This window comes from Candidatus Poriferisocius sp. (assembly GCF_965208475.1).
Taxonomy (GTDB): Bacteria; Actinomycetota; Acidimicrobiia; order Acidimicrobiales; family Bin134; genus Poriferisocius.
In genome coordinates, this window is the sequence record NZ_OZ242338.1 from 3,553,449 (window position 1) to 3,573,301 (window position 19,853).

The window sequence follows — 19,853 nt, forward strand, 5'->3', positions numbered from 1 at the left end:
CCGCCTTTTCTGTGAGGGCGGATTCTGTCGGCCGCTGCACCTGATGTTCCTGAAGCCATGGCTGAACTATGCGTCAATGGCAAACGGCCAGTTTGAGCCCATGAATTCGAACTGTCTTGGCGGAGGCCGCGACCACCGCCATCCCTGATGCTGTTGTTCCTAAGTTGTTCTCAACAGGTTGCCACCGGCCCGAAAAGGGGGTATCATCAAGGTGTCGGTACAACATGGGAACAACGGAGGTAGAAATGGACCGTCAGAAATACACTGCAAGTCTGAGCCAGACCCAGGGTCGAACAGGCTATTCGATCATCTTCCGGCATCCGGTGAGGCGGTCGGATTCGACCGGAAGGCCAGGCCTACGGGTGCGCTCCGGCCTCGGCACACGGGACGAGAGAGAGGCTGCACGTCTGCGGGACGAGCTCAACGTCTTGTTGGGTAACCCCAAGTACCACGATCTTGCTGCTCGATCCGAGGCCGAGCGGCGATTTGATTCGCGCGTCGTCAACATCTTCTATGACAAGATGGTGCCTGAGCAGACTGATTTCACGGCGTTGCGTGATGCTGCGATTGAGCTTCCTGAGTCGGCACCGGACGGATACCGGCGTGTCCTGTTCCTCGGGACGACCGGCGCCGGCAAGACGACGCTCGTTCGCCAGTTGATCGGGACAGATCCAATTGAGGAGCGCTTCCCGTCGACATCGACTGCAAAGACGACAATCCATGACACTGAGATAGTCATCGCTGAGGGCGACTGGCGTGCGGTGGTGACCTTCGCCTCACGCGACGAGGTGCGCGAATACCTGAACGAGTGCGTTTCCGACGCCGTCCTCGCCGGAGCAAGGGAAGCAGACGACGCCGAGGTGCTCAGGCGACTACTGAACCACGCAAATCAGCGTTTCCGCTTCAACTATGTGCTCGGAAACGGCCCGGCAGTCGCCTCTAGCAGTTCAGACTTCGACGATGAAGACTTGGAGTCAAAGGAAGAGGAGGATCTCCTTTCCGAAGTGGAGCGCGGCACGATCGACGTGAAAAAGACAACGGAACTCCTTGCGGAGACGATTGGAACATTGCGCAATCTCGCTAACCGCCATCGAGAAGGGCTATACGACGAACTCGAAGTCGCCGGAGACGATGACAAGCGTGCGGCCGAGGAGATCTACGAAGAAGAGCTAGACAAGTTGCTGCGCGACGACGAGGACTTCCACCAGGTATCCGACGCACTGATGGAAGAGATCGAGAAGCGATTCGAACTGCTGCCACCCGGGGAAATCAAGAAGACAAGACAGGGCTGGCCACTCACTTGGAGTGGCGAGTGGCCTTTCGAGAACCGTGCTGAATTCCTCTCCGCGATCTCCTGCTTTACCAGCAACTACGCGCCTTTATTCGGGCGGCTGCTGACGCCGCTAGTGAACGGCATACGCGTCTCCGGTCCGTTCACTCCGGCGTGGAACGGAAGCGAGGCGCCGAAACTCGTTCTCTTTGATGGTGAAGGGCTCGGCCACACTCCCAATTCGTCATCGGCGGTGTCGACGGCAGTGAGTCGCCGCATTGAGGTGGCAGATGCGGTGCTCCTTGTAGACAACGCCACCCAGCCGATGCAGGCGGCAACTCTTGCCGCCATGCGCGAGGTCGTAGCGTCCGGCAATGCGCGCAAACTCATAATCGCCTTCACGCACTTTGACGAGGTAAAGGGCGACAACCTGCCGAATGCATCGGCAAGAGCGCAACACGTCTTGGCCTCAGCCAACAATGTGCTCGCGGCCTTCGGAGAGGAACTGGGTCCGTACGCTGAACGCGCGCTACGACTGCGTGTGGAGCAAGCTCGTTTCTTCTTGGGGGACATACACGAACCGCTGAACGAAACCGACGCTTCAGGCAGGCGCACCGTGTCGCAACTCCGCAATCTCCTCGAATGCATCTACGGGGTGATAGAGACGCCGGAGTCGGCGGAGGCGAAACCTGTCTACGACCGAATGAATCTTGTACTCGCAATCCGTAGTGCGGCCGACGCCTTCCACAGGAGGTGGAGACCGCTCCTCGGCCTTGAGTCAAACCCTGCCCTCACAAGGGAACACTGGACGCGCGTCAAGGCCCTAAGCCGTCGACTCGGCACGGGAATGGACGACGAATACGACACCCTTAAGCCGGTCGCCGATCTGCGCAATGAACTGCAAGAGCGCTCCTATTTGTTCGTTCAGAACCCACTGCGGTGGGAGGAGTACGAACCTACAGACGACCAGAAGCAGGATTGCTTCGACGCCTTCGCGCACAACTTGAATCGACGGCTGCTCGAAGTCTGCACCCGGCGCGTGTGGAAGGAGCGAGCGGTGCAGTGGGAGGACGCGTACTACAAGCGAGGAACCGGCTCAACTGTTGTACGCGCTCGAATCATCGGCAACGAGATTTACGAACCCGCGGCGCCTGTTCCAGACGCCACGCCATCTCCTGATCGCAATCAGTTCCTTCATGAGATTGTCGCAGAGGTTGAGCAGGCGGCTCATGAGACCAATGTTGTGCTTGAGTAGGGTTGGAGGTCTTCTATGACTTGTGGCCAGACACAGCCGAGAAGGAATCTGAGGCCCTAAGAGTCAGCCATCAGATCGCCGAGCGCATCCAACGTGTCTTCGATTTGGCCGGTGGGCTAGGACTTACCCTCCGACACCGGAGCAGTTTCGCTCAGGCTAGGGGGTGGAGATCCACGCGTTCGTGGTGTTGCCGCCTTTTTCGTACAGCAGCGCGATTCTCCGAGTCCAACCTCTACACGACTAGGGGAGAAGCGCACTGCCACATAGTCTGGAACTGTGTGCAGTACTAAGGAACGGGCGTGACCGGAGGTGTGGGATGAGCTGCGGCGGGAACTGGGATCCGGGTTTGCTGGCTCTACGCGTCTGAACTGGGACGTCGGGTTCTGATTTTTATGACTGGTTGAGTTTCGCGTGGTTTTCGTCCGGCTGCCGGCAGGATTCTGGGCCGGTAGTTGGCGAGGTTGCGGAAGCCTCGCGCTGAGCGTTTGACGTCTTTGATTTTGGCGTTGGCTGCTTCGGTGCGGCCGTTGTGGGTGCGGGTGCGGACGCTGGTTTCGATCTCGTCGCGCCAGCGGTGAAGGGTGGTGGCGAGGCGGTGCAGCTCGGGGCCGGACTCGGGGGCGGCGCACCATTCGATGGCGTCGTCGAGGCGGGCGGTGGCCTGTTGGGGGTCTCGGGTTTTGAACACGGACCGGACTTTCTCCTTCGCCGTCCAGCAGTCGGCTACCTCGTCGTAGGGGTCTCCTTGGTCCAGCGCTGATTGCAGGCGCTGGAGGCCTTGGGCGTCGAGGCGCTCTTGTCCTGTTAACAACAGCTTGCGGATCCCGTATAGGGGGTCGCCGGTGCGGCCGCGGTGGCCGGTGGTCTCGTTCTGGGTGCGCTGGCGGCACCCGGTGATCGCCTGGTTCGCCAGGCGCACGATGTGGAACGGATCCGCCGCGACAGCCACAGCGGGCCGAAGGCCGCCGTCGCGCTTGAGCGATCTGACGGCGCTGCGGTAGCCCTCGTGGGGGTCTGTGCAGACCACCTCGACGGTCTCGGCCCACCACCGGGGTTGGGCTTGGAGCCATCGCCGCAGGTCAGCGGCATCGCGCCCGTCGAAGACGTCGATGACCTGGCCGGTGGCGGCATCGACCGCGGCGGTGACGAACCGGCGCCGGCGCCGCCTTGTCGCCGATGCCATCACGGTCTCGTCGAACCCGACCCGCGCGGTCGGGCCCACCCGGGCGGGATCGCCGGCCCGCTCACAAGCCACCGCCTCGACCGCGGACCACACCGTGCGCCACCCCACGCCGAGCCGCCGGGCCAAAGACGCAACCGACCCCTCCACCGCCGCCAGCGTGTCCGCGGCCCACCGGACCGCCCCGGCGGTGAGCACCCGCCGCGGCCCGGCGAGCTCGGCCCGCTCGGTCCAGGTCCTCACCCCGCACCCCGGATTCGCGCAGGCCCACACCCTTTTGTTCCACAACACCCGCAGCGGCCGCCCGCACCCCGCCGGAGCATCGCGCAAACACACCTCGCGGCGCCCCTCAGAGCGCGCCCGGTGCCCGCAACCATCGCATAACACCCGCTGCCCATCGGGAGTCTGCACGCTCACCACCACCTCCCCGCCCTCCTCGCCCACGCCGGTCACCTCGAACCCGGCCGCGCCGAACCACGCCGCTGAACTATCTTGAACCACCAGGGGCCTCCTGAATCTTGGACTACTTGACAGTCACAAGAACCGGCGAGGCCCCCACTCAGTGGCGGACCCCCACAATCACCCCGGTCCCAGCTTCAACGCGAAGACCCCATTATCGGGAGTTGCAGGCTTCTGCGGGGGTCTTCGATGAAGACCTGCATGCACGCAGAAAGTTTTTCAAGGCCGCCATGGCTGCGGATCCCCAGACCACATTGTCGGAATGGGCAACAGGATTCGATGACTTGCTTGACTTAAGGAAATTGCTTGAGTCCGATGGCACCCGCCCTGATGTTCTGCAAGCGGTCAACTCATTGCGTGAGTCGCAATCTCCAGCGGTGTCGCTTCTTGACTTCGCTCGGGGCGTCCAAGTGCGCGGTCAGGTGGTTCTGACTACGTGCCACGCTTCCAAGGGTCGTCAATTCGATGTCGTGATTCTCCCTGGGCTCCAAGTTTCCCTGTTCCCGTTTGCTTGGTGGAAAAATGGTTCCTACAGGTCTGCATCCAAACAGATGATTGAGGATCGTCGACTCTTCTACGTCGGCCTTACTCGTGCGCGGTTCCAAGTGGTTTTGGTCTACTCCTCTCAATTCAAGAATCGGTGGGGGTACACGGTTCCAGGAGCGTCACCCTTTGTCCAAGAAGTGGCTGAACGCCTCGGTGTGACTCCATGAGGTCGTGGCTACTTGGTCCCGATCGTGCGGGCAACTTGTTTGAGCTCCTGCACTCCCAGGCCGCCGAACAAGAATTGGTCATTCACGCGATGCCACTACGCCCGGCTTTGGGCAACCACGTCACCGGGCAGCGACCATGAGCAACGAGACCAAGTCCAGCAGGGCCGTATCTGGCAATGCAGTAGAGGCCATGGCCGTGGACTTTGAAGAATGCAAGTTCAAATCTGATGAGCTCGCCAGGATCAAGCAGACGCGCCGCCGCCCGCCAAGAATCGGAGAGGCACGGGCCGAGGTGTACACATTCCGCGCTCGCCCCACCGCAGCTACAAGAGTCGGCCCAAACAGTGGGCATCAGCCGACAGCAATCTAGAGATCTGGAGTTGGACCCCAGCGGAGTTCCAAGCTGTCGCGGCCGATCACGTATACGTAAGGCCCTGGCTTGGCTGCTCGTTGCAGGATTCGGTTGAAGTTGGTCTCTAGGCGGTCCACCATCTCGGGTCCTGTGAGATTGGCATTGTTGTAGGCGAAAACTCGCAGCGTGGTCTCAGCCAGCACATCACGATGGTCGCGAACGACGGAGTGGTCCTTGGTCAACGCGACCCAGCCTTCTTGGTCTGCCCGAAGCATCCAGTCGGGATCGGCGATCCGCTGGTCGGCGCCTCCGGGGTATACATCTGCCATCGGCAGTGCTTCGTGGCCTCTTGCACGAATCGCGTCTGCAATCAGACGGCGGCCGAGGCCTCGATCCAAGAAGAAGACAGGTTGCGGGTGGTCAGGCTGCTGCCTGCGTCGGCCAGATGGCACAGAGGGCTTCCTCTATTTGGTCTGCGGGAGTCCCAAAGTCGGCTGCGATGGACTCCAACGGCTCGCCGGCACTGGCACGTGACGAGACGGCCGCGAGAGTTGCGCCCCCCTCTACGAAAACTGCATCTCCTCCCGCCACCTCTGGGATGACGCGAAGCAGGGGCCGTTCGGTCACCGGGAGGATGAGCTCGGTGGCCCAGTTGTCGCCGAAAGTGATGCGCTCCAAATAGTCACCTATCACTTCATGGAACACGCGCTGACCGGTGTGTACCACGGTGAGCAGCCTGAGTTGTTTGTCGTGGCTGCGGGTTGCGTAGTCGTACAAGACGCTTGCCCCGTCGCTGAACAACTGCCGCGAGGCCAGCGCATGCCCGAGTTCACCCTCGTTGGCGAGAATTTCGAGCGCCTTGCGGATGCGCTGGAGGGGAAGGCCCGTATTGCGAAATGCCTGGATTACGACTGCTTCGACCAGCCCAATAAAGGGAATCGACCGTCGATCACCGAAGTGGTTGTCGAAAGCGGTGATGACTGGCCCCTGCTTCACCTGCGTATTGCTCAGGAGTGTCCTCTCATAGCCGTGAGACCATGTGCGCAGAGTGGACGGGCTCATGCCCACTAGGCGCGCCGCTCCAGCCACGGTGTAGAGCCGCCGGGTAAATCGTTCGTCCTCGATGGCACCTCTCCGTCTCAAGTGGCCAACCGTCTCGTCAACAACCATGGTAGCGGGGGCATCATCGGCCGACAGTGCCTATGGAGCGGCAATAAGACCGCACTTGGGCTCAACCCAAGGCGATGTCCGCGGGGCGGATGGGGATTCTGTGGAGGGGTTGGCCGGTGGCGGCTCTTACGGCGGCGGCTATGGCGGCGGAGGAGGAGATGGTGGGGGGTTCGCCTATGCCTTTGGCGCCGTAGGGGGCGCCGGGTTCGGGTTCTTCTACGAAGGCGGCGATGGTCACGTCGGGCATGTCGAGGGTGGTGGGGATCACGTAGTCGGTGAAGGAGGCGTTGCGCACCAGGCCGTCGTCCAGCACGATCTCCTCCATCAGGGCCAGCCCCAGCCCTTGGGCGATGCCGCCCTCGATCTGGCCCACGGCCTGGGTGGGGTTGAGGATGCGGCCCACGTCTTGGGCGGTGGTGATGTCTCTCACCCGCACCAGGCCCAGGTCGGGGTCCACATCCACGGTGGCCCGGTGGGCGGCGCAGGCGAACGACACGTGGGCGTTGCCCTGGCCGTTTTCGTCCAGCGCCTCGGTGGGGGCGTGGTGGTACTCCACGTCGGCCTCGTAGCCGGCCCCGGCGGTCACCTGGGCCAGCAATGCCTCCTGCTGACCGTCCAACGACACCACCAGGCCGTCGCGCAGCACCAGCCCGTCGGGAGACACCCCCCAGTCGGCGGCGACGTCGGCCAGGATCTGTGCTCGCACCTCCCGGCAGGCGGCCTGCACCGCCCCACCCGACATCCAGGTCTGGCGGCTGGCCGAGGTCGACCCAGCAGAGCCGACGGTGGCGGTCTGGGCCGGGGCCAAGATCACCTCGTCCACCCCCAACTCGGTGCGGGCGATCTGCTGGGCCAACGTCACGAACCCCTGGCCTACCTCGGCACACGCGCAGGTGATGGTGGCCACCCCGTCGGACACCCGGCAGGCCGCCGATGAGTAGTCGTCGAACCCCTCAGAGAACATGAGGTTCTTGAACCCCACCGCGAAGCCTGTCCCCCGCACGGTGTCGGCGGCGTCGGTGGTGCGGCCCGACCCCCCCGGCAGCGCCCGCCGGTCGTCGGTGAGAGGAATCTCCGGCGCAGGGGCGTGGGCGCACTGGCGGATCACCTCGGCCACCGGGAACGTGCCGGTGATGGCCTGCCCGGTGATCAGCCGGTCTCCCGGCGCCAGCGCGTTGAGTAGCCGCAGCTCCACCGGGTCGATGTCCAGGGCGGCGGCCAGCTTGTCCATTTGCGACTCATGGCCGAAGCAGGTTTGCACCGCGCCGAAGCCCCGCATGGCGCCGCAAGGCGGGTTGTTGGTCCGCACCGCCAGCCCCACCACATGCGCGGCAGGCACTTTGTAGGGGCCGGCGGCGAAGCAGGAGGCGTTGGCGATGACCGCACCCGACGAGGAGGCATACGCCCCGCCGTCGAGCACGATCCGAGCCTCCACCTTCACCAAACGCCCGCTGCGGTCGGCGTGGTGTCGATACCACATCTTGGCCGGATGGCGATGCACGTGGCCGAGGAACGACTCGTCCCGGCTGTAGACCATCTTCACCGGCTTGCCGGTGTGGAGGGCCAAAAGGCACAGGTGGACCTGCAACGAAAGATCCTCGCGGGCGCCGAAGGCCCCGCCTACCCCGGCCAGGGTGATGCGGACCTTCTCCTCGTCGATTCCCAGGCAGGCGGCGATCTGCTCGCGGTCCACATGCAGCCATTGGGTGGACACGAACAGCTCTACTCCGCCGTCCTCATCCGGCAGCGCCATGCCCGACTCGGGCCCCATGAAGGCCTGGTCCTGCATGCCCACCTCATAGACACCCTCCACCACCACCTCGCCGGAGCAATCCAGGTCGCCGTGGCGAATGGCGAGCTCTCGGATGATGTTGCCGTCGGGGTGGATGGGGTCGGCATCCGGCGCGGCCTCAGGGTCGGTCAGGGGCTCGTTCTCCTCGTAGTCCACCACGATGGCTTCCGCGGCGGCCCGGGCGATGTCGGGATGGTCGGCGGCCACCAGCGCCACCGGCTCGCCCATGTACCGAACCTGGTCATCGGCCAGCGCCGGCTGGTCGCTGTGCTCCAACCCGTAGGTGAGTCGACCGGGCACGTCATCGGCCAACAGCACCGCGTGTACCCCGGCCATGGCCACCGCGGGGCCGATGTCGATGCCGCGGATCAGAGCCGAGGCGTGGGGCGAGCGCAGGGTGTGGCCCCATAAGAAGTCGTCGGCCCACAGGTCGGAGGAGAAGGCGAACCGGCCCTGCACCTTGGGCACCCCGTCGGGGCGGCCCACATCGGCGCCCACTCCCCGGGTGCCGGCGTCGACGATGGTGTCTGCACCGGTTCCGGTCGTGGTGCTGCCACCTGCCGAGGTGTTGACCGCTTCAGAGGTCATGGCTGGCCCCGCTTGGCCTCGGCCGCAGTGTTGACCGCGGCCAAGATGCGCCCGTAGCCGGTGCAGCGGCACAGGTTGCCCGACAGGGCTTCTCGCACGTCGCCGTCGCTGGGGTCGGCGTTGGCCTCGAGCAGGTCGTGAACGGCCACGATCAGCCCCGGCGTGCAGAACCCGCACTGCACCGCGCCCTCATCCACGAACGCCTCCTGCACCACCGACAATCCGTCGTGGCTGTCGCCCAGCCCCTCCACGGTGGTGATGTCTTGGACCGCCGCGGTGGCAGCCAGCACCAAACACGAGCAGGTGAGCACCCCGTCGATCAGCACCGCGCACGAGCTGCACTCGCCCTCGGTGCAGGCGTTCTTGGTGCCGGTGAGCCCGAGACGCTCCCGCAGCACGAACAGCAGGCTCTCGGCTATGTCGGAGTCGGCCACCTCGCAGTCCACCCCGTTCACCCGCAGCGAATAGGGATCAGGCATCGTCAACTCCTCCTGGAGCAAAGGCCCGCTTCAGGGCTCGGGTGGCCAGCACGGCTATCGCGTGGCGACGGTAGGCCGCGGTGGAGCGGTGGTCGTCGATGGGGGAGGAGGCCGCCGCCACCCGCTGGCCGAACTCATCGGCCACGGCATCATCGACCCCTGCGCCGTTGTCCCAGTCGATGTGCTCGGCCACCCAGGCCTCGGCTTCGGAGGCCCGGGGGATGCCGGCGGCCACTGCTCCCAGCGCGCAGCGCACGGCGCGGGCATCGTGGTCGGCCACCAGGGCCAGCCCGGCCATGGAGATCACCATGGCGTTGCGGGGACCGATCTTCAAGAACTCCTGGCGGCCCGTCGGCCGGTCCATCTCGACCCGCACTATCAGCTCACCCGGCCCCAGCGAGGTGCGCTTCACCCCCACCACGAAATCGTCCAAACCCATCCGTCGCTCCCCGTCGGGGCCCACCACCACTATCTTGGCGTTGAGCGCGGCCAGCACCGGCAGCGTGTCCCCCGCGGGCGACGCCGTGCCCAGATTGCCCCCCAGGGTGCCGGCGTTGCGAATGGGCGGGGAGCCCACCGTGCGGGCGGCTTGGGCCAGGGCGGGGGCGGCATCGGCCAGCGGGGCAGCCATCATCTCGGTGTATGTGACCCCGCCGCCCACGACCACCCGATCATCAGCGACGCTCCACTGGCGCAATTCGGGCACTTGGGCCACTCCCACAACATGGCTGGGACGGCGCAAACCCCGGTTGATCTCCACCATAAGATCGGTTCCCCCGGCCAGAACGGTGGCGTCGGGATGGTCGGCCAATGCGTCCCGCGCCTCGTCCAGGCTCCGGGCCACCACCACATTGCTCATCGCGGTGCCTCTGTCGGTGCCGCCGAAGCGGCGCAGAACCAATGCGGCATTCGCATTCCAATGAAACTCACAGCAGGTAAAATCTAGGCGCTGCAAGCCGGGCTCGTTGGACGAGTTGGCAAATCTGCGGAACCAAGAGGCGAAAACTTTGGCAAACTATGTCTTCTGTGGCTACTGAGATCAGCGTTGATGGTCAGGGCCTAAGCGACCGTCTGGCTGCTCTGGCATTGATCGGCGAAATCGAGGGCACCGACGGTGCCTGCCGTTTGGCCCTCACCGATGACGACCGGGCCGGCCGCGATCTGGTGGTGACATGGATGCGGGATCTGGGCATGGAGATCAGCATCGACGGCATCGGCAACGTGGTGGGGACGATGGCCGGGGCCGAGCCCGGGCCGCCGGTCATGTGCGGCAGCCACATCGACACCGTGCGCACCGGCGGGCGCTACGACGGCAACCTGGGGGTGCTGGCCGGATTGCAGGTGGTGGAGGCGGTGCAGCGGGCGGGCATCACCACCCGGCGGCCCCTCGCGGTGGGCTTTTTCACCGACGAGGAGGGCTCTCGGTTCCCGCCCGACATGCTGGGCAGCCTGGTCTACACCGGTGAGCTCCCTCTGGAGGAGGCGCTCGACATAGTTGGGGCCGACGGCGCGGTGGTGGGCGAGGAGCTCGACCGGATCGGCTATCGGGGCCCGGCCCCCTGCCCGTCGCCCCCGCCCCATGCCTTTGTGGAGCTCCACATCGAGCAGGGCCCCATCCTCGACACAGAAGACGTGGTGATCGGCGTGGTGACCGGGGTGCAGGGCATCAGCTGGACCGAGATCACCGTGGCTGGGCAGTCAAACCATGCCGGCACCACCCCGATGGCCATGCGCCACGACGCCGGTTGGGCCGCCACCCGCATCGCGGTGTTTGTCCACGAGCTGGCCACCGAGTTCGGCCCCCGCAGGTCTGCACCGTGGGCCGGGTGGAGCTTCACCCCAATCTGGTGAACGTGGTGGCCTCCGACGCGGTGCTGACGGTAGACATGCGCAACACCGACGACGGCATGCTCACCGAGGCCGAGGATCGGCTGGCCGTCTTCTTGGACGAGCTGGCCGCCGAGACCGGCACCGGGATCACCTTCCGGCGCCTCGCCCGGTTCGCCCCCGTGGAGTTCGACCCGCAGATGATCGACCGAGTGGAGCGGGTGGCCGCCGAGTTGGGTCACAGCCATCGCCGGCTGTGCTCGGGCGCTGGCCACGATGCCCAGATGTTCGCCCCGGTGTGTTCTACTTCCATGATCTTCGTCCCCTCCTGGGAGGGAATCAGCCACAATCCGTTCGAGCACACCGAGCCCGAGCACCTCGAAGCGGGGGCCAACGTTCTGCTGCGGGTCATGCTGGAGCTGGCCGAGGTGGCCGAGGCATCAGAGCTGGAGAACGAGGCCGGGGTGACGGCATGAGCGACAACCAGGACAAGACGCTGAAGTCCCATTTGGACAGCGCAGTCTCCGACGATCGGGTGTCGCACCTGACCAGCAACGTTCGAGAGGTCACTGTCGGCGCCGCCCAGCTCGGCCCCATCGCCCGCGAAGAGTCCCGGGCCGAAGTGGTGGAGCGGCTGCTGGCGCTGCTGCATGAGGGCCACAAGCGGGGCTGCGACCTGGTGGTGTATCCCGAGATGGCCCTGACCACGTTCTTCCCCCGGTGGTGGATCGACGACGTACACGAGTTGAACAGCTTCTATGAGACTGAGATGCCCTCGCCGGAGGTCAAGCCGCTGTTCGACGAGGCCGCCCGCCTCGGGATCGGCTTCTGTTTGGGCTACGCCGAGCTGACCCTCGACGGCCACCGCTACAACACCTACTTATTGGTGGACCAAGAGGGCAAAGAGGTGGCCAAGTTCCGCAAGGTCCACATCCCCGGCCACGAGGAGCACGAGCCCCAGCGCCCGTTCCAGCACTTGGAGCGGGCCTACTTCGAGCCCAGCTCCGTGACGTTCCGCACCTGGACCGCGTTCAAAGGCGAGATCGGCCTGGCCCTGTGCAACGACCGGCGCTGGCCCGAGACCTATCGGGTGATGGGACTGGCCGACGTGGAGATGATCCTGATCGGCTATAACACTCCTATCCACTACTACCCCGATCCGTCCCAGGACTTCCTGGCCGGATTCCACAGCCGCCTGGTCATGCAGGCCGGGGCCTACCAGAACGGCACGTTCGTGGTGGGTGTGGCCAAAGGGGGCGAAGAGGAGGGGGTGGAGAGCCTGGCCGAGAGCTGCATAATCGGCCCCTCGGGCGAGGTGCTGGCCCAGGCGTCCACCGATGGCGACGAGTTGGTGGTGGCCACCTGCAACCTCAACTGGTGCGCGGCCTACAAGAACACGCTGTACGACTTCAGCCGCTACCGCCGCCCGGAGATGTACAAGTCCATCGCCGAGGAGATGCCGCTCATCTTGGAGAAACCATACGTAGAGGGGGCGCCGACCATCGGCGAGGCGCCCTCGACCGAGGGGGAATTGCCATGACAACGCTGACCATCAACGGTCAATCAACCACCATTCAGGGCGATCACGAGCACTTGCTGGCCGCCCTGCGCGACGAGCTGGGGATCATGTCGCCCAAAGACGGGTGCTCGCCCAGCGGCCAGTGCGGCTGCTGCGCGGTGCTGGTGGACGGCCGCGCCCGAGTGGCCTGCCAAACCTCGCTGGAGCGCTCGGCCGGCACCGAGATTGTGACCCTCGAAGGGGTGTCGGCCGAGGAGCGGGCCCGCATGGCCGACGTGTTCGCGGCCTGCGGCGCCCTCCAGTGCGGCTTTTGCACCCCCGGCATCTTGATCCGCACCAAGTCGCTGGTGGATCGCAAGGGATCTGATCTGACCCGTGAGGAGGCCTCCCGGCATCTGGGCGGCCACCTGTGCCGCTGCACCGGCTACACCAAGATCCTCGATGCGGTGGAGGCGCTGGCCGCAGGCGAGACCCCCGAAGCCGAGGTGCCCGGCGGCGTGGGCAGCCGGGGCATCAAATACGAGGCCCGAGAGCTGGCCCTGGGCGACCGCAGCTACATCGACGACCTGCGCCCCGAGGGCCTGCTGCACGCCGCGCTGCACCTCTCGGAGCACGCCCGGGCCGACGTGGTGTCCATCGACACCTCAGCGGCTGAGGCCATCGACGGCGTGGTGGCGGTGTTCACCGGCGCGGACGTTCCCGGCGAGCTGCGGGTGGGGATCATCCACACCGACTGGCCGGTGTTCATCCCCGAGGGGGGCCGCACCTCCTATGTGGGCGACGTGCTGGCCATCGTGGTGGCCGAAGACCGGGCCACCGCCCGGCGGGCGGCCGAAGCCGTGCAGGTGACCTACGAGGTACACACCCCGATCACCGACGCGGTGGCCGCGGTGACCAACGGCACCGAAGACGCGGTGTGGGAGCTCGACGGCAACGTGTTGTCCCGCTCGGTGTACGCCCGGGGCGACGTGGACGCCGCCCTGGAGGCCAGTGACCACACCATCCACGAGGTGTTCCAGACCCAGCGCATCGAGCATGCCTTCTTGGAGCCGGAGTCCACCCTGGCGGTGCCCACCGAAGACGGCGGCCTGCATGTGTACTCCGGCGGCCAGGGGGTGTGGGACGACCGCGACCAGATGGCCTCGGTGCTGGGGATCGAACCCCAGAAGATCACCGTGGAGCTGGTGAGCAACGGCGGGGCCTTCGGCGGCAAAGAGGACATGGCCAACCAGGCCCAGACCGCGCTGGCCGCCTGGCTGCTGGGCCGCCCGGTGCTGTGTACGGTGTCGCGGGAGGAGTCGCTGCGGATGCATCCCAAGCGCCATCCCATCCGCATCGAGGTGTGGGCCGGCTGCGACGCCGACGGCAAGCTCACCGCGCTGAGAGCCCGGATGGTGGGTGACTCGGGCCCCTATGCCTCGGTGGGCATGAAGGTGCTGGAGCGGGCTGCGGGCCACGCCAGCGGCCCCTATTCGGTGCCCAACATCGACGTGGAGGCCATCGCCGCTCGCACCAACAACCCGGTGTGCGGCGCATTCCGGGGCTTCGGGGCCAACCAGGCCCAGTTCGCCATGGAGGGGGTCATGGACCGCCTGGCCGAGGCGGTAGGCATCGACGGCTGGGAGATGCGATCCCGCAACGCGGTGGCCCCCGGCGCCATCTGGGGACCGGGACAGATCATGGACGACGGATCGCTGGGGGCGCGGGCCTGTTTGGAGGCGGTCAAGCCGGCCTGGGACGAGGCCCGGGCGGCCGGGAAAACAGTGGGCATGGGGCTCGGCCTGAAGAACTCGGGGCTGGGCAACGGGTTCAAGGAGATCGCCAAGGCGGTGGTGCGCTTCGACGACGACTACCACCAAGGCGGCGGTGTGGAGGTGCGCCACTGCTGGACGGAGATGGGCCAAGGGGTCCACACCGTGGCCCAGCAGGTGGCGGTGACCGAGCTGGGAGTGAGCGCCGAGCGGGTGCGGGTGGTGGTGGACACCACCCACGAGCTGGGCGCCGGCCAGACCACCGGCAGCCGGGGCACCCTGATGGGGGCCGGATCGGTGGCCGATGCCTGCCAGGCTGCTCTGGCCGACGGCTGCCAACCCGGCGTCGACTACTACGGCGAATACCGGGTGGACTGGACCAACAAGCTCTCCGACGGGGTGGAGAACCCCATCATCCACTCCACCTTCGGCTACGCCGCCCAGATGGTGGTGCTCGACGACGAGGGCGCTGTTGAGCGGGTGGTGGCCGCCCACGATGTGGGCAAGGCGGTCAACCCGCTGCTGTGCGAGGGCCAGATCGAGGGGGCGGTCCACATGGGGCTGGGCTACGCCCTCACCGAGGACTTCCCCGCCGACGAGAACGGCTGGCCCACCAACATGACCCTCAAGTCGCTGGGCATCCTGCGGCCCAAGGACATGCCCCCGGTGGATGTGATCCTGGTGGAGTCGCCCCAGCCCGGCGCCCCCTACGGCATCAAAGGGGTGGGGGAGATCGGCCTGGTGCCCACCGCCGGAGCGGTGGCCGCTGCGCTGCGGGCCCACAGCGGAACGTGGCACACCAGCCTTCCCATGGGGGAGTGAGCGACCCCGCCCGGGCCGAGCGGCATATTGTTCTTCTCTGATATGGACGCAAGCGACCGTTCCAACACCACGCCGGGGCTGGTTTGCGCCCACCATCACCTGTATTCGGCGCTGGCCCGGGGTATGCCCGCCCCGCCCGGGATTCCCACCGGGTTCACCGACATCCTCAAGCTGGTCTGGTGGCGCCTCGACCGGGCGCTCGACCTCGACACCATCGAGTGGTCGGCCAAGCTGGGGGCGCTGGAGGCGCTGGAGGCGGGCTGCACCGCCATCGTCGACCATCACGAGTCGCCCAACGCCATCGAGGGCTCGCTGGAGACCATCGCTGAGGCCTGCGCCGAGGTGGGGGTGCGAGTGAGCTGCGCCTACGGGGTGACCGACCGCCACGGGGCCGACGGCGCCCGCCGGGGCCTGGCCGAGAACGAGCGGTATCTGCGGGCCGGGGGCCGGGGCATGGTCGGGGTCCACGCCGCCTTCACCTGCACCGACGACACGCTGGAAGCCGCCGCCGGACTGGCCGCCGACTTGGGCACCGGGGTCCACATCCACGTGGCCGAGGGGCCGGTTGACGCCCCGGCGGCCGAGCGGCTGGAACGGTGGAGCACCGACGAGTGGCTGCTGATCCACGGGGTGCATCTGCCTGATGACCACCAACTGGCCGGCACCCTGGTACACAACCCCCGGTCCAACATGAACAACGCGGTGGGCTACGCCCGCCCCACCCGGTTTGCCAATCCGGTGGCGTTGGGCACCGACGGCATCGGCGCCGACATGCTCGAGGAGTTCCGGGTGGCCTATGTCCGCCACCGGGAACACGACGTGACCGCCACCCCCGACTCGGCGTGGGAGTGGCTGGCCCAGGGCTGGGAACTGTTTCCCGAGGCCCGTTCCGATATCGTCGCCTGGTCGTATGACCCCATCGACCCGTGGCGGCTGGCGTTTACCCCCGGAGTGCGGGCGGTGGACGTGACGGTCGCCGGGGAGACGCTGCTGGCCCAAGGGGTGGCCACCCGGGTTGACCCCGACGAGATCCGGGCCAAGGCCGCCGAGGCCGCTGGCCGAATGTTCGCGAAATTGGAGGAGATCGACCCATGAGCTCATATCCGGTGGCCCTATACCTGCAAGACGCCCATTCCATGGCCGATGCCATCGAATGCGTCCGCTACGCCGAACAGCGGGGGTTCGAGGCCGTGTGGCAGGCCGACTCCCGGCTGGTTCGGGAGGCCACCGTGCCCATGGCCGCCTTCGCCGCCTCCACCGACACCATAAAGGTGGGCAGCGGCGTGCTCGACATGTGGACCCGCAACCCGGCCCGGCTGGCGGCCACGTTCTCCACCCTCGACGACCTGGCCCCGGGCCGCATCCTGTGCGGGCTGGGCGCGTGGTGGGATCCGCTGGCCAGCAAGGTGGGCGTAGACCGCCGCCGCCCGCTGGGGGCCATGCGAGAGGTGGTCACCGTGGTGCGGGCGCTGTTGGCCGACGAGAACGTGACTTTCGACGGAAGCTATGTGCATCTCGAAGACGTGGAGCTCGACTATGTGCATCAGCCCCGCCGCCCCAAGGACGTGCCCATCTACATCGGGGCCACCGGTATGAAGATGATGGAGCTCACCGGCGAGATCGCCGATGGCGTGGTGCTCAACTACCTGGTGTCGCCCGACTACAACTGCCGGGCCATGGACGCCCTGGCCGAGGGCGCGGCCCGGGCCGGTCGAACGGTGGACGACCTCGACCGTCCCCAACTCGTGGTGTGCTCGCTGGCCGAGGACCGGGCCGAGGCGCTGGACGCCGCCCGCCTGCTGGTCACCCAGTACCTGGGCCAGCAGCCCCACATCATGGCCGCCTCGGGCGTGCCCGACTCGCTGCTGGAGAAGGTCAACGCCGTGCTCACCTGGCCCGCCACCATGGAGCAGGTGGAGGCGGCCGCCAAGCTGGTCCCCGACGACATCGTGCAGATGCTTTGCGCCGCCGGCACCGCCGAGGAGTGCCGGGCCAAGGTGGACGAGTACGTGGCCAACGGGGCCACCTGTCCCATCCTCTACCCCCTGGGCCCCGACGTGGCGGCCATGATCGACGCCTTCTCGCCCTGACGAGACTCCACAACTAGAGCGATCACAACATCGACGGCCATAGCTGGAAGAGTTAGGACCATGAGCAACCGCGAGGAGTGGAAGCCGTGGCTGGAGGAGCTCGACCGTCGGCGGGCTGAAGGCGCGGCCATGGGCGGCCCCGAGCGGGTCGAGAAGTACATGCACTCGCGGGGCAAGCTTGATGTGCGCCAGCGCATCGACCGGCTGTTCGACCCGGGCACCTTCCGGGAGATCGGCCCGCTGGTGGGCACCATGGAAGACATCCCCTCCGACGGCTTCGTGTGCGGCTACGGCCGCATCGACGGCCGCACCGTGCTGGCCGGCGCCGAGGACTTCACCGTGCTGGGCGGGTCGATCGGGGCGGGCAACACCGCCAAGCGCTACCGCATCGCCGAGTTGGCCGCCCAAGAGGGCGTCCCGCTGGTGACCATGCTGGAAGGGGCCGGCCACCGGCTCACCGACACCGGGGGCAGCCGCGCGCCCGGCGACCTCCAGGCCTACGCCGATTTGAACGGGCAGGTCCCCATGGTGTGCTTGGTGATGGGCGCCTCCGCGGGACACGGGGCGCTGGCTGCTCCGCTCAGCGATTTCGTGATCATGACCTCCTATGCCTCCATGTTCACCGGGGGACCGCCGCTGGTGAAGGCGGCCACCGGCGAGGACGTGACCAAAGAGGAGCTGGGGGGCGCCCACGTCTGCACCCGCATCGCGGGCTCGGCCCACAACGAGGCCCCCGACGACGAGTCGGCCATCGACATGGCCCGGCTCTACCTCTCATATTTCCCCCAGAGGGCAGGGGAGCCCTCACCCCGCAGCACCGGCCCCGACACCGAACCGCGCCCGGTGGAAGAGCTGCTCGACGTGATCCCCCCCAACGACCGCCGCCCCTACGACATGCACGACGTGATCGACCTGATCACCGACGACGACAGCTTCTTCGAGATCCAGCCCGCCTACGGCCCGGCCATCATCATCGGGCTGGCCCGCTTCGGCGGACGGCCCAGCATGATCGTGGCCAACAACCCCTCCTACCTGGCCGGTTCGGTGGACTCGGCCGCCGCCATCAAGGCCACCGACTTCTTGGAGGTGATCGGCAACTACGACCACCCGGTGGTGTTTTTGGCCGACAACCCCGGTGTGATGGCCGGCACCAAGGCCGAGCGGGAGGGCATCTTGAAGTGGGGCGGCAAGATGTACAAGGCCGAGCGCCGCCTCGCCAACCCCAAGATCGAGATCACCATGCGCAAGGCGTTCGGCTTCGGATCGGTGGTGATGGCCCAGAACCCGTTCGACAACCAGACCCAGTCGTTCGCCCTGCCCAGCGTGAACATGGCGGCCATGCCCGCTGAGCCCGGAGGCCGCTCAGCCAAGCTCGACGCCGAGACCCAGGCCCAAGTGGAGCGCGACCAGCGCTCCGGCCCCTACCGCCTGGCCAACCGCCTCGGCAGCGACGACGTGATCGACCCCCGAGACATGCGCAACGCCATCCTCGGCGCCCTTACGCTGGCCGAAAATCGCTGAACAGCGTGGTTAGACATGGCGCACGCCCTGAGCGACTGAGATCCTCACCCGCTACCTTGGAGCAGCCTAAGGCGAGGCTGGACCGCCAGTGAGGAGCTGATCTATGGAGATCTCAATTTTCGGTGTTGACTTGAGTCGGAACGCAGCGTCCGCAACCTCTTTGGACACCATCCGAGCGCAAATCGAGCGTGCCGGTCACCAGGGATTCAGCGGCTATTGGCTTCCTCAGGCCGCAGGCTTGGACGCGTTGACTGTTCTGGCTGCGGTCGGGTCAGGGGTTGATATGCCCATGGGCGTGGCCGTAGTGCCGGTGTACACCCGCCATCCGGTAGCCCTGGCTCAGCAGGCTTTGACGGTCAACAAGGCCCTAAACGGGAATCTGACCCTCGGCGTGGGTGCCTCCCACCGGGTTTTCGTGGAGCGGGTATGGGGCCAGAGCTTCGACCGCCCCGTGAGCTACATGGCCGAATACCTGGAAATCTTGCTGCTCTTGCTGGAGGAGCGACAGGCCTACATGAGGGGCAAGAGAGTTGTCATGAGGGGCGATCTCGATATCGAGGGTCCAGCCTGCCCGGTGATGATCGCTGCTCTCGGCCCGCGCATGCTGGAGTTGGCGGGGAGGGCGGCGGCGGGAACTGTCACTTGGATGGCCGGGTTGAAGACGATCCGGGATTTCGTCGTGCCGACAATCAAAGATGCGGCGGAGTCCGCTGGCCGCAGCGCTCCAGATGTGGTTGTAGGACTGCCGGTGTGCGTGACCGACGACATTGAAGGGGCCAGGGGGCGGGCCACCGCGTTGCTCAGCAAAGAGGAGCAGGCTTCATCGTACAAGAACATGCTGGACCGCGAGGGCCTCTCCGGCGCCGGGGAAATCTGCGTCATCGGCGGCGAGGATGAGGTATCGGAAAAGCTGGCGGCGTTCTTCACAGCCGGGGCCACGAGTATCTTGGCTGCTCCCATTGGCACCGGCGACGAAATCGAGCGCACCTGGGAGGCATTGGCCGCGCTCGTCAGATAGGCGTGTCGGGCAATTGGTTTGGCCCAGTGGCAAAGAGTAGGAATTCC

The 19,853-nt window shown here is 66.2% G+C and carries 16 protein-coding genes; 10 read left to right on the forward strand and 6 right to left on the reverse strand.

Translation table 11 applies throughout. The features are described from left to right. Nucleotides 1-245 precede the first annotated feature (245 nt). Nucleotides 246-2,525, forward strand: coding sequence for a Rab family GTPase (locus ACOGXA_RS16605; RefSeq protein WP_419924959.1), 2,280 nt, complete (start codon nt 246-248; stop codon nt 2,523-2,525). Between the two features lie 355 nt (nt 2,526-2,880). Here ACOGXA_RS16605 and ACOGXA_RS16610 read toward each other — a convergent pair whose 3' ends face one another. Next, a complete protein-coding gene (locus ACOGXA_RS16610) occupies nt 2,881-4,206 on the reverse strand; it encodes an ISL3 family transposase (protein WP_419924960.1) in 1,326 nt (441 codons plus the stop codon). Nucleotides 4,207-4,328: 122 nt separating this feature from the next. On the opposite strand from ACOGXA_RS16610, the gene ACOGXA_RS16615 reads away from it, so the two are divergent. Further along, complete coding sequence (locus ACOGXA_RS16615; protein ID WP_419924961.1) at nt 4,329-4,877, forward strand: 3'-5' exonuclease; 549 nt, start codon at nt 4,329-4,331, stop codon at nt 4,875-4,877. Nucleotides 4,878-5,243: 366 nt separating this feature from the next. Here ACOGXA_RS16615 and ACOGXA_RS16620 read toward each other — a convergent pair whose 3' ends face one another. The 5 genes from ACOGXA_RS16620 to ACOGXA_RS16640 form a co-directional block, all read right to left on the reverse strand. After that, nucleotides 5,244-5,681, reverse strand: a complete 438-nt coding sequence (locus ACOGXA_RS16620) for a hypothetical protein (protein ID WP_419924962.1) — start codon at nt 5,679-5,681, stop codon at nt 5,244-5,246. Then, the gene (locus ACOGXA_RS16625) at nt 5,650-6,399 is read right to left on the reverse strand and encodes a hypothetical protein (protein WP_419924963.1); all 750 of its coding nucleotides are present in this window, start codon (nt 6,397-6,399) and stop codon (nt 5,650-5,652) included. Before ACOGXA_RS16625 ends, ACOGXA_RS16620 begins: the two co-directional genes overlap by 32 nt. A 61-nt stretch (nt 6,400-6,460) precedes the next feature. Beyond that, nucleotides 6,461-8,779 carry a xanthine dehydrogenase subunit D gene (gene pucD / locus ACOGXA_RS16630; RefSeq protein WP_419924964.1) on the reverse strand — a complete coding sequence of 773 codons (2,319 nt, stop codon included), beginning with the start codon at nt 8,777-8,779 and terminating at the stop codon, nt 6,461-6,463. Then, on the reverse strand, nt 8,776-9,258 hold the full coding sequence (locus tag ACOGXA_RS16635) for a (2Fe-2S)-binding protein (protein ID WP_419924965.1): 483 nt from the start codon (nt 9,256-9,258) through the stop codon (nt 8,776-8,778). The genes pucD and ACOGXA_RS16635 overlap by 4 nt, the downstream gene beginning before the upstream one ends. Further along, nucleotides 9,251-10,117 carry an FAD binding domain-containing protein gene (locus ACOGXA_RS16640; protein ID WP_419924966.1) on the reverse strand — a complete coding sequence of 289 codons (867 nt, stop codon included), beginning with the start codon at nt 10,115-10,117 and terminating at the stop codon, nt 9,251-9,253. Before ACOGXA_RS16640 ends, ACOGXA_RS16635 begins: the two co-directional genes overlap by 8 nt. 167 nt (nt 10,118-10,284) lie before the next feature. Here ACOGXA_RS16640 and ACOGXA_RS16645 point away from each other — a divergent pair, with 167 nt between their 5' ends. The 8 genes from ACOGXA_RS16645 (at nt 10,285) to ACOGXA_RS16680 (ending at nt 19,806) form a co-directional block, all read left to right on the forward strand. Next, complete coding sequence (locus ACOGXA_RS16645; protein WP_419924967.1) at nt 10,285-11,109, forward strand: hydantoinase/carbamoylase family amidase; 825 nt, start codon at nt 10,285-10,287, stop codon at nt 11,107-11,109. Then, on the forward strand, nt 11,085-11,561 hold the full coding sequence (locus tag ACOGXA_RS16650) for a M20/M25/M40 family metallo-hydrolase (RefSeq protein ID WP_419924968.1): 477 nt from the start codon (nt 11,085-11,087) through the stop codon (nt 11,559-11,561). The genes ACOGXA_RS16645 and ACOGXA_RS16650 overlap by 25 nt, the downstream gene beginning before the upstream one ends. Continuing rightward, nucleotides 11,558-12,625 (forward strand): N-carbamoyl-D-amino-acid hydrolase, encoded by a 1,068-nt coding sequence (locus ACOGXA_RS16655; protein ID WP_419924969.1) that lies wholly within the window; start codon nt 11,558-11,560, stop codon nt 12,623-12,625. Before ACOGXA_RS16650 ends, ACOGXA_RS16655 begins: the two co-directional genes overlap by 4 nt. Beyond that, nucleotides 12,622-15,177, forward strand: coding sequence for a molybdopterin cofactor-binding domain-containing protein (locus ACOGXA_RS16660; protein WP_419924970.1), 2,556 nt, complete (start codon nt 12,622-12,624; stop codon nt 15,175-15,177). The genes ACOGXA_RS16655 and ACOGXA_RS16660 overlap by 4 nt, the downstream gene beginning before the upstream one ends. A 42-nt stretch (nt 15,178-15,219) precedes the next feature. Continuing rightward, the gene (locus tag ACOGXA_RS16665) at nt 15,220-16,272 is read left to right on the forward strand and encodes an amidohydrolase family protein (RefSeq protein WP_419924971.1); all 1,053 of its coding nucleotides are present in this window, start codon (nt 15,220-15,222) and stop codon (nt 16,270-16,272) included. Further along, entirely contained in the window at nt 16,269-17,267 is a 999-nt protein-coding gene (locus ACOGXA_RS16670) for an LLM class flavin-dependent oxidoreductase (protein WP_419924972.1), read from the forward strand. Before ACOGXA_RS16665 ends, ACOGXA_RS16670 begins: the two co-directional genes overlap by 4 nt. Before the next feature lie 60 nt (nt 17,268-17,327). Next, a complete protein-coding gene (locus tag ACOGXA_RS16675) occupies nt 17,328-18,788 on the forward strand; it encodes an acyl-CoA carboxylase subunit beta (protein ID WP_419924973.1) in 1,461 nt (486 codons plus the stop codon). 103 nt (nt 18,789-18,891) lie between these two features. Further along, on the forward strand, nt 18,892-19,806 hold the full coding sequence (locus ACOGXA_RS16680; RefSeq protein WP_419924974.1) for a TIGR03564 family F420-dependent LLM class oxidoreductase: 915 nt from the start codon (nt 18,892-18,894) through the stop codon (nt 19,804-19,806). The last annotated feature ends 47 nt before the right edge of the window (nt 19,807-19,853 follow it).